This is a genomic window from Rubrivivax sp. JA1026, from assembly GCF_011065555.1.
Taxonomy (GTDB): domain Bacteria; phylum Pseudomonadota; class Gammaproteobacteria; order Burkholderiales; family Burkholderiaceae_C; genus Rubrivivax; species Rubrivivax benzoatilyticus.
Genome location: NZ_JAALCQ010000001.1, coordinates 634115 through 648606 on the forward strand (window position 1 = coordinate 634115; position 14492 = coordinate 648606).

Sequence of the window (14492 nt, forward strand, 5' to 3'; positions counted from 1 at the left end):
GCGGGGACCGGGACGATGGCCGCCGTCGTGCTCGTCGCCGCCCCGGCCTCCGGCCAGGGCAAGACCACCGTCGCCTGCGCGCTGGCGCGGCTGCACGCGCGCCGCGGCGCGCGCGTGCGGGCCTTCAAGTGCGGTCCCGACTTCCTCGATCCCCAATGGCTGGCGCTGGCCAGCGGCGCCAGCGTCGACACGCTGGACCTGTGGATCAACGGCGAAGCCGACTGCGCGGCGCGTCTGGCACAGGCGGCGGCCGAGGCCGAGCTCGTCGTCGTCGAGGGCGTGATGGGCCTGTACGACGGCGAGCCCAGCGCGGCCGACCTGGCGCAGCGTTTCGGCCTGCCGGTGCTGGCGGTCATCGACGCGGCGAAGATGGCCGCCACCTTCGGCGCCCTCGTGCACGGGCTGCGCAGCTGGCGCGAGCTGCGCTGGGCCGGTGTGCTGGCCAACCGCGTCGGCGGCGCGCGCCACGCGGCGATGCTGCAGGCGGCGCTGCCGCCCGAGGCCGGCTGGGCCGGCGCGCTGCCGGCCGACGGCCGCTTCGCGCTGCCGGAGCGCCATCTCGGCCTGAGCGCCGCCGGCGAGCTGCCCGATGCGCTGACCCGGCTCGACGCCGCCGCCGACGCGCTGGCCTCGACACCGCTGGGCGCGCGGGCCCTGGCCGACTGGCCGCAGTGGGTGCCGCCGCCGGTCGCCGCGCCGGCCGCGCCGCAACGCCGGCTCGACGGCCGGCGCATCGCCGTCGCGCACGACGCGGCGTTCGCGTTCGTCTATCCGGCGAATCTGCAGACCCTGCACGCGCTCGGCGCCGAGACGGTGTTCTTCTCGCCGCTGGCCGGCGACGCGCTGCCCGACTGCGACGCCGTCTGGCTGCCCGGCGGCTACCCGGAGCTGCACGCCGAGGCGCTGGCCGCCCGCCGCGACCTGGCGGCGCAACTCGCGGCGCACCTGGCGGCCGACCGCCCGGTCTGGGCCGAGTGCGGCGGCATGATGGCGCTGGCCGAGACCCTCGTCGACGGCCAGGGCCGGCAGCACCGCCTCTGGGGCCTGCTGCCCGGCCGCGCGGTGCTCGGCCAGCGTGTCGCCGCGCTGGGCCCGCACTGCCTCGTCTTCGGCCGTGGCGAGCTGCGTGGCCACAGCTTCCACTGGTCGCGCTTCGAGACCGGGCTGGTGGCCGCCCTGCACACCGAACCGGCGCGTGCCGGCGCCGGCCTGCCGCTGCCGCCGGGCGAGCCGGTGTACGAACTCGGCGCGCTGAAGGCGAGCTGGTTCCACCCGTGGTTCGCCTCGTCGCCCGAGCTGACGGCGCGGCTGTTCTCCCCGGGAGCGCTCGCATGATCCGGCGCCTGCTGATCCTGCTGGCGGCGCTGGCGCTGGCGGCCGGGGCGGCCGCGGCGCCGGTCGTCGTGCGCGACGCACGCGGCACCGAGCTGCGGCTGCAGGCGCCGCCGCAGCGCATCGTCTCGCTGCTGCCGTCGCTGACCGAGACGGTCTGGGTGCTCGGGGCCGGCGACCGGCTGGTCGGCGTCGACCGTTTCTCCAACTGGCCGCCGGCGCTGGCAGCGCTGCCGCGTGTCGGCGGCATGGAGGACGCGATCATCGAGGCGGTGGTCGCGCTGCGGCCCGACCTGGTGCTGGCGTCCGATCGTTCGCGCGCCAGCGACCGGCTCGAGGCGCTGGGCCTGCGCGTGCTGCGTGTGCACGCCGAGCGCCATGACGACATGGTCGAGGCGATGCGCACGCTGGGCCTGGCGCTCGGCCGGCGTGCCGAGGCCGAGCGCCTGCTCGTGCGGCTGGACCGCGAGCTGGCCGCCGCGGCGGCGCGTGTGCCGGCGGCGCTGCGCGGCCGGCGCGTGTACTTCGAGATCCACGGCGGCAGCTGGGGCGCCGGCGCCGGGTCCTTCGTCGGCGACACGCTGGCCCGGCTGGGCCTGGTGAACGTCGTGCCGGCCGAGCTCGGACCCTTCCCCCGGCTCAACCCGGAGTTCGTCGTGCGCGCCGACCCCGACCTGCTGCTGATGCAGCAGCGCGACGTCGTCGGGCTGGCCGCGCGGCCGGGCTGGGCGGCGATGTCGGCGGTGCGCGGCGGCCGCGTCTGCGGTTTCGCCCCGGAGCGCTTCGAGCTGCTGATCCGCCCCGGCCCGCGCCTGGGCGAAGGCGCCGCGGCGATCGTCGACTGTCTGCAGCGCCTGGCCTCCGAGCCCGCTGCCACGACACGATGAACACGGCCCTCGTCCTCGCCGCCGCGCTGCTGCTGGCCTGGTGGATCGACCGGCGCTTCGGCGAGCCGCGCGACGCCTGGCACCCGGTGGCCTGGCTGGGCCACACGATCATGCCGCTGCACCGCCGGCTGCCGACGCTGGCGCCGCGCGCCGCGCTGCTGGCCGGCACGCTGGCGTGGTGGGCGGTGGTCGGCGGCGTCGCGGCGCTGGCCTGGGCGCTGCAGGCGGCGCTGTTCATGCTGCCGGCCTGGGCCGCGGTGCCGCTGCTGGCGCTGGCGCTCAAGCCCTCGTTCGCCTGGCGCATGCTGCGCGACGAGGTTGCCGGCGTCGATGCCGCGTTCGCCAACGGCGGCCTGCCGGCGGCACGGCAGCGGCTGCGCAGCCTGTGCAGCCGCGACGTCGAGCAGCTCGACGCACGCGAGGTCCGCGAGACGGCGATCGAGACCCTGGCCGAGAATCTCAACGACTCGTTCGTCGCGCCGCTGTTCTGGTTCTGCGTCGCCGGTCTGCCGGGCGCCTGGGCCTGGCGCGCGGTCAACACGCTGGACGCGATGTGGGGCTACCGCGGCCGCTGGGAATGGGCCGGCAAGTGGTCGGCGCGTGCCGACGATCTGCTCGGCTGGCTGCCGGCGCGGCTGACCGCGGCGCTGCTGTGGCGGCCGTCGCTGGGCTGGGCGCCGCTGGCGCGCGAAGCCGCGCGCACGCCGTCGCCCAACGGCGGCTGGCCGATGGGCGCGATGGCGCTGCGCCTGGGGGTACGCCTGGGCAAACCGGGCGTCTACACGCTCAACGATCAGGGAGCCGAGGCCGACACGACGGCGCTGGCGCGGGCGCTGGCGTTCGCCGGCCAGGCCGCCGGTGCCGCGCTGGCCGTGGCGCTGCTGTGGCTGCTGCTGGAGTTTGCATGGACCGCCTGAGGACCTTGCCGGAGCCCGACCGGGTGCACGGCGGCCCCGACCGCCACGGGCCCGCGCCCTGGGACTTCTCGACCTGCGCCAACGCCGCCGGCCCTTGTCCGGCCGCCGTCTCGGCCTTGCAGCGTGTCGACCCGACACGCTACCCCGACCCCGGTTACCACGCGCTGCGCGAGCGCCTGGCCGACTGGCACCGTGTCGAGCCCGCGCGCATCGTGCTGGCGGCCAGCGCGAGCGAGTTCATCCAGCGCGTCACCGTCGTCGGTGCGCGCCTGGCGCCGGGTGCCGTGGCGCTGCCGGCGCATGCCTACGGCGACTACGCGGCCGCGGCGCGCGCCGCGGGGCGTGGCGTCACCACCGGCTCCGACGCCACGCTGCGCTGGATCGGCGAGCCCTCGAGCCCGCTGGGCCAGGACGCGCCGCCGCCGCGCGACCTGGCGCGTGTGCCGACCGTGCTCGATTCGGTCTACGCCCCGCTGCGCCTGGGCGGCGCCAGCCGCTGGAGCGCTGCCGACCGCCATGCGGCCTTCGTGCTGCACAGCCCGAACAAGGCGCTGGGCCTGTGCGGGCTGCGCGGCGCCTACGTCGTCGCGCCGGCTCCCGAAGCCGTCGACTGGGATGTCGGTGCCTGGGTTGCGGCGCTGGCCGCGGCCGAGCCCTCGTGGCCGCTGGGCGCGCACGCCGTCGCGATGCTCGAGACCTGGGTCGAGCCGGCGACGCAGCGCTGGCTGGCCGGCGCCCGGCTGACGCTGGGCGAGTGGATGGCCGGCTTGCGCCTGGCGCTGGAGCAGCTCGGCTTCGAGGCCGAGCCTGGTGTCGCCAACTTCCTCTGCGCACGCCCGCCGGCCGGCGTGCCCGACGCGGCGGCCTTGCGTGCGCACGGCGTCGCGGTGCGCGACACCACGTCGTTCGGCCTGCCGGGCCGGTGGCGGCTGTCGGCGCAGCCGCCGGCGGCCGTCGAGGCACTGCGCGTGGCGCTGCGCCGCGGCTGATGCACCCGGCGGGGTCACCGCCTCGACGTCAGGGATACGGTTGCAGTTGAGAACGGTTCTCAATACGATGAGATCGCCGTTTGCTCCTGCCGCACCATGCACGCCGATCCTCTTGCCGACCCCGACGTCGCCGACGCCCTGCTGGCCTCCACCTCCGTGCTGATGGCGACCTGGGTCGCGCTGGGCCGCTGCGCGAGCACCGCGCACGGCGGCGAGCGTGGCCTGGTGGCCTCTCGTGTCGTCGAGAACCTCGCCTTCGTCGACTCCCGGGCCGAGGCGCTGGCGCCGCCGGTGCGCCAGTCGGTGCGCCGTGCGCTGGCGCAGTGGCGCGAGATCGCGGCGCGTCCGCCGGTGCCGCCGCCGGGCGAACCCAGCGGCCTTGCCGCGCGCATGCACTGACGGAGCTGGTGATGAACGACCCGATCCGCCTGTCGATCCAGCGTCTGGAATGGCGCCGCCGCCAGCGCCGGCTGGACCTCACGGCTGCCGTGCTGCTGGGCGCCGCGGTCAGCCTGGTCTACTGGGCCGTGCCGCTGATGGCCTGAGCCTAGACGCCGAGGTAACGCCCGGGCCGGTGGTTCAGCGTCAGGAAGGCGCCGATCGCCACCGCGCCGACGGCCGACTGCAGCACCCTTTCGGGCGAAACGGTCGCCAGTGCCGCGAGCACGACGCAGACGTCGACCGACATCTGCACCTTGCCGGCGCTGAAGCCGCGTTTCTGCTGCAGGAACTGCGCGAGGATGTTGACGCCGCCGACGCTGGCACGGTGGCGCAGCAGCGCCAGCAGGCCGAAGCCGATCAGCAGCCCGCCGACGATCGAGGCCACCCACGGGTCCAGCAGCTCGAAGCGCACGAAACGCGGCGCCGCCGCCGTGAACGCCGAGACCAGCGCGACGGCGACGAAACTCTTCAGCGTGAACTCGCCGCCGAGCTGGCGCCAGGCCAGCCAGTAGAACGGCAGGTTCAGGACGAAGAAGGCGAGCGACAGGTCGACGCCGAAGGCGTAGCGCAGCAGGTAGGCGACGCCGGCGACACCGCCGGTCAGCAGCCCGACGTGGGCGAACATCGTCATGCCCAGCGCGACGAACAGCGAGCCGGCGATCAGCGCGTGTGCGTCGTCGAGCCGGCTGTGGGCGACGGGGGGATGGGGAGCGGAGGAACTGGCGGCCATGTGCGTGGGTGGGGCACGTGTTCACCGCCTTGGGGCTTGTGGCCCCGGCGGCGCGAAAGGACGGGATTGTCCCGATTTCCGGCGAGCAGGATTTGCGCCAGCGGTGGCGGCGCCGATCAGCCGTCCTGCGGCAGCGTGTGCACGACGGCGCCCGGCCGCCCCATCAGCTCGAGAAAACGGCGCAGCGCCTCGGGGTCGCCCGAGCTGTAGTAGCAGGTCGACGCTCCCGCCGCGCCGGCCGGCGCCAGCGCCGGGCCGAGCCGGTGCACGAGCTGGCGCGCGACGGCATCCGACGGCTCGATGACCTGCACCGCCGCGCCGGCCAGGCGCCGGATCTCGTCCTGCACGAAGGCGTAGTGCGTGCAGCCGAGCACCACCATGTCGGCGCCGGCGTCCAGCGCCGGGCGCAGATAACGTTCCAGCAGCGTGCGTGTCGCCGGGTCGGCGAAACGCCCCTGCTCGATCAGCTCGACGAGGCCGGGGCAGGGCTGCAGCAGGATCTCGACCTCGCGCCCCCAGATGCGGCACAGGCGCTCGACCGCCGGGCTGTGCACCGTCGCGGTGGTCGCCAGCACCAGCACGATGCCGCTGCGTGTCGCGGCGACGGCGGGTTTGATCGCCGGCTCCATCGCGACGATCGGCAGCGCATGGTGCGCGCGCAGCGTCTCGGCGGCGACGACGCTGATCGTGTTGCAGGCCAGCACCAGCGCCTTGGCGCGCTGGGCGACGAAGAAGCCGGCCACCGCGCCGGCGCGGCCGAGCAGATAAGGCCGCGGCCGGTCGCCGTACGGCGCGTGGCCGCTGTCGGCGACGTAGACGAAACGTTCGGCCGGCAGGCGCGCGCGCAGCGCACGCAGCACCGACAGGCCGCCGACGCCGGAGTCGTAGACCCCGATCGGCGCGTCGTGGGCGGGCAGGGGAGGAGTGGGGACGGCAGGCAAGACGGGCGCGATCTTAGGCCAGCGCGGCGCCGGGTCGCCGAGCGTGCCGCTCGGGAAACCCGGGGAAACCCGGGTCGGGCGGCGTGGAAGCCCGGCTCGCCCCGACCGAGGGTGAACCCTAGGCTCGAACCCACGAGAACCAGAAGTCCCCGGACCATGACCACCACCCCCTCCCGACTCCCGCGGCGCCTGGCGCTGGCCGCGGCAGCGATCGTGCTCGTCGGCGGCGCCGCCGCGGCCTGGATCGCGCGTGCGCCGGCCGTCGTCGAAGGCGCCGCCGTGCCGCAGCACGACGCCGCGCTGATCGAACGCGGCCGCTACGTCGCCCAGCTCGGCGACTGCGTCGCCTGCCACACCGCGCCCGGTGGCGCCGCGCTCGCCGGCGGGCGCGCGCTCGAATCGCCGTTCGGCACGATCTGGTCGACCAACATCACGCCCGACGCCGCCACCGGCCTGGGCGGCTGGAGCTTCGGCGCCTTCGAGCGTGCGATGCGCCACGGCGTCGCCGCCGACGGCCACCGCCTGTATCCGGCGATGCCTTACCCGTCCTACGCCAAGCTCAGCGACGAGGACATGCGCGCGCTGTGGGCCTATCTGCGCGACGAGGTGACGCCGGTGGCGGCGGCCAACCGCGAAGCGACGATGCGTTTCCCGTTCAACCTGCGCGCCGGTCTGGCGCTGTGGAACGCGGTCTTCGCCGATACCACGCCCTTCGTGCCCGACGCCTCCAAGGACGCGCTGTGGAACCGCGGCGCCTACCTCGTGCAAGGCCCCGGCCACTGCGGCGCCTGTCACACGCCGCGTGGCCTGGCCTTCCAGGAGAAGGCGATGGGCGACGGCGGCACCGGCGGCCGGCAGTTCCTCGCCGGCTCGGTCGTCGAGGACTGGCACGCCGTCGACCTGCGCGGCCTGGGCCCGGTGGCCGACACCGTCGAGCTGCTGAAGACCGGCCAGAACCGCTTCGGCGCCGTCTCGGGCAGCATGACCGAGGTCATCCTGCACTCGACGCAGCACTTCGCCGACGAGGACCTGCTGGCCATCGCCACCTACCTGGCCGCGCTGCCCGGCGAGCGCCCGGCGCCGGCCGAACGCCGCGCCTCGCGCGGCACGCCCGAGACGAGCTACACGACACGCGGCGGCCTGGGCTACACGCAGTTCTGCACCGACTGCCACCGCGCCGACGGCCGCGGCGTCAAGAGCGTGTTCCCGGCGCTGGACGGCAACCCGACGGTCGCCGCGCGCGACCCGGCGACGCTGCTGCACCTGACGCTGACCGGCTGGAAGACCGCCGCCACCGAGCGCCATCCGCGTGTCTACACGATGCCCGGCTTCGCCCGCCTGGGCGACGACGAGATCGCCGAGATCCTGAGCTTCGTGCGCGCCAGCTGGGGCAACGGTGCCGGCCCGGTCAGCACCGAGCAGGTCAGGCAGGCGCGCACGCGCCTGGACCCGACGGTCGAAGCCTCGAAGTTCGAGACGCCGCGCCTGGCGGCACTGCTGGCCGAGCCCAACGCCGAACAGCTGGTGCGTGGCATGCGGCTCAACGCCCAGACGCGCGAGCTGCTGCCCGAACACGTCGGCGCCGACATGAACTGCTCGTCTTGCCACCTGAACGCCGGCACGGTGGCCGGCGGCTCGCCCTACGTCGGCGTCAGCGCCTTCTTCCCGTCGTACGCGCCGCGCGCCGGCAAGGTCATCACGATGGAGGACCGCATCAACGGCTGCTTCCGCCGCTCGATGAACGGCAAGCCGCTGCCGGCCGACTCGCCCGACCTGAAGGCCATGGTCGCCTACTTCGACTGGATGCGCGGCGCGACGCAGAAGGGCGACCAGGTGCCTGGCCGCGGCATCGGCAAGATCGACCCGAAGCTGCGGCCGGACCCGATCAACGGCGAGAAGGTCTACACGACGCAGTGCGCGGTCTGCCACGGCGCCAACGGCGAGGGCCTGCACGACGAAGCCGGGCGCATGGTCTACCCGCCGCTGTGGGGCGAACGTTCGTTCAACCTCGGCGCCGGCATGGCCCGCACCTACACGGCCGCCGCCTTCGTCAAGCGTAATATGCCGGTCGGCTTCCACGAGAAGTTCCCGCTGGGCCAGGGCGGGCTGTCGGACCAGGAGGCGCTGGACGTGGCCGAGTACTTCTCGCACCAGCCGCGGCCCGACTTCCCCGACAAGGTGAAGGACTGGCCCAAGGATCCCAAGCCCAAGGACGCACGCTACTGACCCCCTGGGCCGGCTCGACGAGCCGGCCTTTTCGTTTTTCGCCTCCTTCCTCCGTGCGCCTGCTGATCGTCTTCTGCTGCCTGCTCGCCGCCGCCGTCGCCCGCGCCGACGAGGTGCGCATCGGCGTGCTCGCATACCAGGGTTCGGAACGTGCGGCACGCGACTTCGAGCCGACGGTGGCGCAGCTGCGGCGCACGCTGCCCGAGCACCGCTTCACGCTGCAGCCGCTGGACGCGGCCGGCCTGGCCGCCGCCGTCGGCCGCGGCGAACTCGACTTCGTCGTCACCAACCCCGGCTACTACGTCGAACTGGAGTCGGCGCACGGTGTCACGCGGCTGGCGACGCTGGAAAGCCGCGAGCACGCGGTGCCGACCGACAGCGTCGGCTCGACCGTCGTCGTGCCCAACCGGCCGGGCCACGCCGAACGTTTCGAGGACCTGGCGGGGCGCCGCGTCGCCGTCGTCGCGGCGGATGCCTTTGGCGGCTGGCGTGTCGTCTGGCGCGAGATGGCCGAGGCCGGGGTCGACGTCACGCGGCTGGAAGCGCTGGTCGAGACCGGCTTCCCGATGGAACGTGTGATCGACGCGCTGCGCAGCGGCCGCGCCGACGCCGGCGTGCTGCGCACCTGTCTTCTCGAAGAGCAGATCGCCGCCGGCCGCGTGCGGGCCGACGAGTTCGCCGTCGTCGGCGAGCGCGCGGCCGGCCACTTCCCGTGCCGGCTGTCCTCGCGCCTGTACCCCGACTGGCCGTTCGCGCGCCTGGCCGGCACCTCGCCCGACCTCGCCAAGGCGGTCACCGCCAGCCTGCTGACGATGGCCCCGGTCGACGGCCGCGCCTGGACCGCGCCGCAGGACTACAGCTCGGTGCACGCCTTGTTCCGCACGCTGAAGATCGGCCCCTACGAGTACCTGTCGCACACCACGCTGCGCGGCCTGGTCGCCGGCTACTGGCCGTGGTTCGCGGCGGCTGCGGCGGCGCTGGCCTGGTGGCTGGTGCACGTCGCGCGGGTCGAGAGCCTGGTGCGCCGGCGCACCGCCGAGCTGACACGCGAGATCCAGGAGCGCGAGAAAGCCGAGCAGGCCGCGCGCCTGCACCGCGAGCAGCGCGACCAGTTCTCGCGCCTGGGCATCCTCGGCGAGATGGCCTCGAACATCGCCCACGAGCTGAACCAGCCGCTGGCGGCGATCACCAACTACGCCGAAGGCATGACACGCTACATCGACGCCGGCCGCAGCGACACCGCCTTCCTGCGCGACGGCGCACGCGGCATCGCCGGCCAGGCCGAACGTGCCGCGGTCATCATCCGCCGCATCCGCGGCTTCGTGCGCCGGCGCGACGCGCGGCGCGAGCCGCTGGACCTGGATGTCGTCGTCGGCGAGACGCTGCCGCTGTTCGCGCACGCCGCCGCGCGCCGCGCGATCCCGCTGGTCTGGCGTCCGCACGGCGCGCTGCCGGCGGTCAACGCCGACCGCATCGAGATCGAGCAGGTGCTGTTGAACCTGCTGCAGAACGCGCTCGACGCGACGCCCGACGGCGTGGCGCACGAACGCGGCATCGTCGTCACGACGGCGCAGGGCGAGGCCGGCGTCGAGCTCACCGTGCGCGACCACGGCAGCGGCCTGCCGCCCGAGGTCCAGGCGCGGCTCTTCGACCCCTTCTTCACGACCAAGCCGCAGGGCCTGGGGCTGGGGCTGTCGATCTGCCGCACGATCGTCGAGAGCCACGGCGGCCGGCTGACCGCCAGCGCCGAAGCCGACGGCGGCGCGACGATGCGCGTCGTGCTGCCGCCCGCCACCGAGGAGCCGAGATGAGTGCCGCCGAAGACACGCCGCTGATCCTCGTCGTCGACGACGACGACGCGATGCGCCGCTCGATGCAGTTCCTGTTCGCCTCGGTCGGCCTGGACTCGGCCTGCCACGCCGGGGCCGACGAGTTCCTCGCCGCGCTGCCGCTGCGCGAGGCCCAGCGCCCGGGCGCGCTGGTGCTGGACGTGCGCATGCCGGGCATGAGCGGGCTGGAGCTGCAGCGCCGGCTGGCCGAACGCGACTTCCCGCTGCCGATCCTCGTCGTCACCGGCCACGGCGACGTGCCGATGGCGGTGGAGGCGCTGAAGGCCGGCGCCTACGACTTCATCGAGAAGCCGTTCCAGGAGCAGTACCTGCTGGACCGCGTCGCCGCGGCCATCGAGCTGTCACGCGAGACGCTGGCGCGGCAGACGCGCCGGCGCACGATCGAGGAGCGCCTGGCGCGCCTGGGCCGGCGCGAACGCGAGGTGCTGGGCGGCATCCTCGCCGGCAAGCTGAACAAGACCGTGGCCTGGGAGCTGGAGCTGTCGGTGAAGACGGTCGAGGCCTACCGCGCGTCGATCATGGCGAAGATGGAAGCCGGCTCGGTGGCCGAGCTGGCGCGCATGGTGGCTTCGGTCGAGGGCTGATTCAGTCCTCGACCACCAGCCGCTGCCGCCCGCGCTCGTCCTGCTCGAAGCTGAAGCGGCCGCTGGCGACGACCTTGCCGCCGACACGCGCCGTCCAGCGGTAGGCGCCCGGCGCGAGGTAGCCCTCGAAGTCGGCCGGATAACGCACCAGGCCGAAGGCACCGCCTTCGACGGTGATCGCCTTCGTCTCGCGCCGGCCTTCGGGGCCGACGACGACGAACTCGGCGCGGAACGGGGTCTCGCCGTACTTGTCGCGCACGCCGAGCTCGACCTCGGCGCTGGCCGACTGCTGCCAGATCGGCGCCGCGATCGTGGCCAGCGGGGCGGCGCAGAGCAGGGTGGTGAACAGGCGGCGCGGGGACATGGCGGGCTCGGCGAAGTGCGGTGCTGCCGATGCTAGCGCCGCCAGCCCGAGCGGACTCAGCGTGTCGCCGGCACCTTCATGCCGCGCGCCACGCCGGGCCGGTTCATGAAGGCCTCGAGCGCCCGCTGCACGTTGGCGAAGCCGCTGAAGCCGACCAGGTCGCCGGCGTCGTAGAAGCCGACGAGGTTGTTGACCCACGGGAAGATCGCGATGTCGGCGACGCTGAACTCGTCGCCCATCATCCAGGCGCGGGCCGCGAGGTGGCCGTCGAGCACGGCGAGCAGGCGGCGCGACTCGCTGGCGTAGCGTTCGCGCGGGCGCTTGTCTTCCCAGTCCTTGCCGGCGAACTTGTGGAAGAAACCGAGCTGGCCGAACATCGGCCCGACCCCGCCCATCTGGAACATCAGCCACTGCACGGCCTGCCACCGGGCCGCCGGGTCGCGCGGCAGGCACTGACCGGTCTTCTCGGCCAGGTACAGCAGGATCGCGCCCGACTCGAACAGCGCCAGCGGCCTGCCGCCCGGGCCGTCGGGGTCGAGGATCGCCGGGATCTTGTTGTTCGGGTTCAGCGACAGGAACTCGGGCGAGAGCTGGTCCTGCTTGTCGAAGGACACGCGGTGCACCTCGTAGGGCAGGCCGGTCTCCTCCAGCATGATCGAGACCTTCACGCCGTTGGGCGTCGGCAGCGAGTACAGCTGCAGCCGCTCGGGGTGCCGGGGCGGCCACTTGGTGGTGATCGGGAAGTCGTGCAGCGTCATGTCGGCATCTCCTGTGCAGCCATTCTGGCGCGCGAGTTGCCCGCCGTCTCGGCGGCCGGCCCGGCGTCCCGGGCCGACCTTGGCCGCGGCCGGGGGGCGGCAAACGAGACTTTCGTCGCACCACGTCCCTCCGGCCGGCGAGATGGCGGGTCGCCTGCCGTCTTTTCGCCGCCGCAGTCTGGCCGCATCTGTCCAGAATCGCGGCACGCGTGGGCCGTCCGGTCGGCGCGGGCAGGAGCGTGGGAGGCGACGGTTGCAGGCTTGGGCGGGTTCCTCGGTGGCGGCGGATGACGCGGCGCGGGCGGTGCAGGGCCGCCGCGTCGGCGTTGTCGCGCGCTGGCTGCCGACGCTCAAGGCGCGACTGGCGGTCGGCTCCACGCTGGTGCTGTTCGCGACCATCGTGCTGACGCTCGCGCAGATGCTGCGGGTGGCCGAGGAGCACACCGAGGCCGCGGTCGAGCAGCAGCAGCAGTTCGAGGTGCAGCACAACGCCGACATCGTCGGCCGCCGGGTGCGTTCGATGCAGCTCGCGCTGTCGGCGACGGCGCCGCTGCTGTCGCCCGAGCTGGTGGCCGACACCCGCCGGCTGCGCGAGTTCCTGCTCTCGCAGGCCTCGCTGCGCGCGAGCTTCGTCGCCGTCGTCGTCGCCGACGGCGAGGGCCGGGTCGTGCTGGCCGCCACGCGCGACGGCGTCGCCGTGCCGCAGGCCGACGTCGCCCGCACGGCGACCTTCGAGCGGGCCCGGCGCCTGCGCCGGCCGGTGATTTCCAGCCCCACGCTCGGCGTGGTCAGCGGCCGGCCGGTGGTCGTGCTGGCGCATCCGCTGATCGATGCCGAGGACCGTGTGTACGGCGTGCTGTTCGGTTCGCTGGCGTTGATGGAAGGCGGCCTGGCTGCCGACCTCGCTGATTCGGAAGGCTCGAACACCGAAGACGGCGAGGTGACCGTCGTCACCGACGCCGAAGGCCGCATCGTCTCGCATCCCGATCCGGCCTTCGTGCTGCGGCCGGCGTCGGCCGAACCCCGGCTGGCGCCGGCCCATGCGCGCTGGGTCGAGGCCGGACGGCCGCTGTCGGCCCAGGCCGGCACCTGGTCGGACGAGGCGGGGGTCGTCGCGATGGCTGGCGAGCCCGAGACCGGCTGGCAGGTCTGGCGCGTCCTGCCGCGTGCGCAGCTGCAGGCGCCGCTGCGTGATGCGCGCGCCGAGGCCTTCCGCGTCGGCATGCTGTTCTCGCTGGCGATGGCGCTGCTGCTGGTGTGGTTCCTGAGTCTGCAGCTCAGGCCGCTGGAGCGCCTGCAGCGCCGCGCCGCACGGCTGCTGGCCGGCGACCAGCGTGCCGCCTGGCCGGAGGCCGACGGCGAGATCGGCCGCCTGGCGGCGACGCTGCGCCAGGTCGTCGCCGAGCGCATGCGCGCCGAGGAGGCCCGGGCGGTCGTGCTGCGGCGTCTGGGTTCGGTGCTGGAGGCGTCGCCGGTGGGCCTGATGTTCGAGCGTGACGGCCGGCTCGAACTCGTCAGCGCCGAGGTCTGCCGGTTGCTGGGCCGCGACGAGTCGCGCCTGATCGGCGCCTCGACCGAGATTCTGTTCGCCGTGCCGGCCGAGGACCGCACGATGCGCCAGGAGGCCGCCGCCGCGTTTGCCGCCGGCGGCGTCTACGAAGGCGAGTGGCGCCTGGTCGGTGCCGACGGCCTGCTGTTCTGGAGCCGGCTGCGTGCCCGCCCGGTCGACGCTGCCGACCCCCGCGCCGGCACGATCTGGTGCATGTACGACATCAGCGGCCAGGTCGACGCCCGCCAGCAACTGGAGCACGCGGCCCGCCACGATCCGCTCACCGGCCTGCTCAACCGCGACGGCCTGGCCAAGGCGGTGCAGCAGGTGCTCGCCGCGCGCGCCCAGGCCGGCGCCGACGCCCGGCCGGCGACGCTGGTGATGATCGACCTCGACCGCTTCAAGCCGGTCAACGACCTGGCCGGTCATGCCGCCGGCGACACCATGCTGCGCCGAGTCGCCGCGGCGATCCTGGAGAGCGTGCGCAGCAGCGACTCGGCGGCGCGCATCGGCGGCGACGAGTTCGCGCTGCTGCTGCCGCACTGCGACGGCCGCCAGGGGCAGGCCGTCGCCGCCAAGGTCGGCCGGGCGATCTGCGCGCTGCAGCTGGTCCACGACGGCCAGCCGCTGCAGGTCGGCGCCAGCCTCGGCGTGGCCGAACTGTGCGCCGGCAGCAGCGCCGACCAGTGGCTGGCGGCGGCCGATGCCGCCTGCTACGACGCCAAGCGCGCCGGCGGTGGCGTGGCGATGGCCTGATCGGCTGCGTACCGGCTGCAGCGCGGCGACGCCGCGGCGGCCCCGCGCCACGCGCGGCACCGTGTCGCGTGAACGACTCGCCCCGGCACGCCCGACGGGCCGGCCGCGTCGGCCTTCCGTCTCGGTTTGACAAAAAGCATGCCTGTCGCGGCCGGCCCGGGTTAGCGT

Annotated in this window: 14 protein-coding genes; 10 read left to right on the forward strand and 4 right to left on the reverse strand. The window is 74.3% G+C overall.

Annotated elements, in window-relative coordinates:
* Window positions 1–15: 15 nt before the first annotated feature.
* The 6 genes from G5B56_RS02885 (at window position 16) to G5B56_RS20010 (ending at window position 4670) form a co-directional block, all read left to right on the forward strand.
* On the forward strand, window positions 16–1335 hold the full coding sequence (locus G5B56_RS02885) for a cobyrinate a,c-diamide synthase (protein WP_164962270.1): 1320 nt from the start codon (window positions 16–18) through the stop codon (window positions 1333–1335).
* Complete coding sequence (locus G5B56_RS02890; protein ID WP_164962271.1) at window positions 1332–2219, forward strand: ABC transporter substrate-binding protein; 888 nt, start codon at window positions 1332–1334, stop codon at window positions 2217–2219. Before G5B56_RS02885 ends, G5B56_RS02890 begins: the two co-directional genes overlap by 4 nt.
* Window positions 2216–3136, forward strand: coding sequence for an adenosylcobinamide-phosphate synthase CbiB (cbiB, locus tag G5B56_RS02895; protein WP_164962272.1), 921 nt, complete (start codon window positions 2216–2218; stop codon window positions 3134–3136). Before G5B56_RS02890 ends, cbiB begins: the two co-directional genes overlap by 4 nt.
* Window positions 3124–4125: an aminotransferase class I/II-fold pyridoxal phosphate-dependent enzyme gene (locus G5B56_RS02900; protein WP_009859105.1), complete on the forward strand. Its 1002-nt coding sequence runs from the start codon at window positions 3124–3126 to the stop codon at window positions 4123–4125. Before cbiB ends, G5B56_RS02900 begins: the two co-directional genes overlap by 13 nt.
* A 96-nt stretch (window positions 4126–4221) precedes the next feature.
* A complete protein-coding gene (locus G5B56_RS02905; RefSeq protein ID WP_009859104.1) occupies window positions 4222–4524 on the forward strand; it encodes a hypothetical protein in 303 nt (100 codons plus the stop codon).
* A gap of 11 nt (window positions 4525–4535) precedes the next feature.
* Window positions 4536–4670 (forward strand): hypothetical protein, encoded by a 135-nt coding sequence (locus G5B56_RS20010; protein ID WP_009859103.1) that lies wholly within the window; start codon window positions 4536–4538, stop codon window positions 4668–4670.
* 2 nt (window positions 4671–4672) lie between these two features.
* Here the strand turns inward: G5B56_RS20010 and G5B56_RS02910 are convergent, their stop codons facing one another.
* Window positions 4673–5296 carry a YitT family protein gene (locus G5B56_RS02910; RefSeq protein WP_009859102.1) on the reverse strand — a complete coding sequence of 208 codons (624 nt, stop codon included), beginning with the start codon at window positions 5294–5296 and terminating at the stop codon, window positions 4673–4675.
* A 116-nt stretch (window positions 5297–5412) separates the two neighbouring features.
* Window positions 5413–6237, reverse strand: a complete 825-nt coding sequence (murI, locus tag G5B56_RS02915; protein WP_164962273.1) for a glutamate racemase — start codon at window positions 6235–6237, stop codon at window positions 5413–5415.
* Window positions 6238–6393: 156 nt separating this feature from the next.
* Between murI and G5B56_RS02920 the strand changes: the two genes are divergently transcribed.
* Genes G5B56_RS02920 through G5B56_RS02930 form a run of 3 tightly spaced genes read left to right on the forward strand, consistent with a single transcriptional unit; the run spans window position 6394 to window position 10897 of the window.
* The gene (locus G5B56_RS02920) at window positions 6394–8463 is read left to right on the forward strand and encodes a c-type cytochrome (RefSeq protein WP_164962274.1); all 2070 of its coding nucleotides are present in this window, start codon (window positions 6394–6396) and stop codon (window positions 8461–8463) included.
* A 53-nt stretch (window positions 8464–8516) separates the two neighbouring features.
* Window positions 8517–10274, forward strand: a complete 1758-nt coding sequence (locus G5B56_RS02925) for a PhnD/SsuA/transferrin family substrate-binding protein (RefSeq protein WP_164962275.1) — start codon at window positions 8517–8519, stop codon at window positions 10272–10274.
* A complete protein-coding gene (locus G5B56_RS02930) occupies window positions 10271–10897 on the forward strand; it encodes a response regulator transcription factor (RefSeq protein WP_009859098.1) in 627 nt (208 codons plus the stop codon). Before G5B56_RS02925 ends, G5B56_RS02930 begins: the two co-directional genes overlap by 4 nt.
* Window position 10898: 1 nt before the next feature.
* Here the strand turns inward: G5B56_RS02930 and G5B56_RS02935 are convergent, their stop codons facing one another.
* Both G5B56_RS02935 and G5B56_RS02940 read right to left on the reverse strand, forming a co-directional pair.
* A complete protein-coding gene (locus tag G5B56_RS02935; protein WP_009859097.1) occupies window positions 10899–11261 on the reverse strand; it encodes a hypothetical protein in 363 nt (120 codons plus the stop codon).
* A 56-nt stretch (window positions 11262–11317) separates the two neighbouring features.
* Complete coding sequence (locus tag G5B56_RS02940; RefSeq protein ID WP_164962276.1) at window positions 11318–12019, reverse strand: glutathione S-transferase N-terminal domain-containing protein; 702 nt, start codon at window positions 12017–12019, stop codon at window positions 11318–11320.
* A gap of 277 nt (window positions 12020–12296) precedes the next feature.
* Here G5B56_RS02940 and G5B56_RS02945 point away from each other — a divergent pair, with 277 nt between their 5' ends.
* Window positions 12297–14324 carry a diguanylate cyclase domain-containing protein gene (locus G5B56_RS02945; protein WP_240920636.1) on the forward strand — a complete coding sequence of 676 codons (2028 nt, stop codon included), beginning with the start codon at window positions 12297–12299 and terminating at the stop codon, window positions 14322–14324.
* Window positions 14325–14492 lie beyond the last annotated feature (168 nt).

Bases quoted from the DNA above. Each gene is read 5' to 3' on its own strand.
- G5B56_RS02885 (WP_164962270.1), top strand. From the start codon at position 16: ATGGCCGCCGTCGTGCTCGTCGCCGCCCCGGCCTCCGGCCAGGGCAAG.
- G5B56_RS02890 (WP_164962271.1), top strand. From the start codon at position 1,332: ATGATCCGGCGCCTGCTGATCCTGCTGGCGGCGCTGGCGCTGGCGGCC.
- cbiB (WP_164962272.1), top strand. From the start codon at position 2,216: ATGAACACGGCCCTCGTCCTCGCCGCCGCGCTGCTGCTGGCCTGGTGG.
- G5B56_RS02900 (WP_009859105.1), top strand. From the start codon at position 3,124: ATGGACCGCCTGAGGACCTTGCCGGAGCCCGACCGGGTGCACGGCGGC.
- G5B56_RS02905 (WP_009859104.1), top strand. From the start codon at position 4,222: ATGCACGCCGATCCTCTTGCCGACCCCGACGTCGCCGACGCCCTGCTG.
- G5B56_RS20010 (WP_009859103.1), top strand. From the start codon at position 4,536: ATGAACGACCCGATCCGCCTGTCGATCCAGCGTCTGGAATGGCGCCGC.
- G5B56_RS02910 (WP_009859102.1), bottom strand. From the start codon at position 5,296: ATGGCCGCCAGTTCCTCCGCTCCCCATCCCCCCGTCGCCCACAGCCGG.
- G5B56_RS02920 (WP_164962274.1), top strand. From the start codon at position 6,394: ATGACCACCACCCCCTCCCGACTCCCGCGGCGCCTGGCGCTGGCCGCG.
- G5B56_RS02930 (WP_009859098.1), top strand. From the start codon at position 10,271: ATGAGTGCCGCCGAAGACACGCCGCTGATCCTCGTCGTCGACGACGAC.
- G5B56_RS02935 (WP_009859097.1), bottom strand. From the start codon at position 11,261: ATGTCCCCGCGCCGCCTGTTCACCACCCTGCTCTGCGCCGCCCCGCTG.
- G5B56_RS02940 (WP_164962276.1), bottom strand. From the start codon at position 12,019: ATGACGCTGCACGACTTCCCGATCACCACCAAGTGGCCGCCCCGGCAC.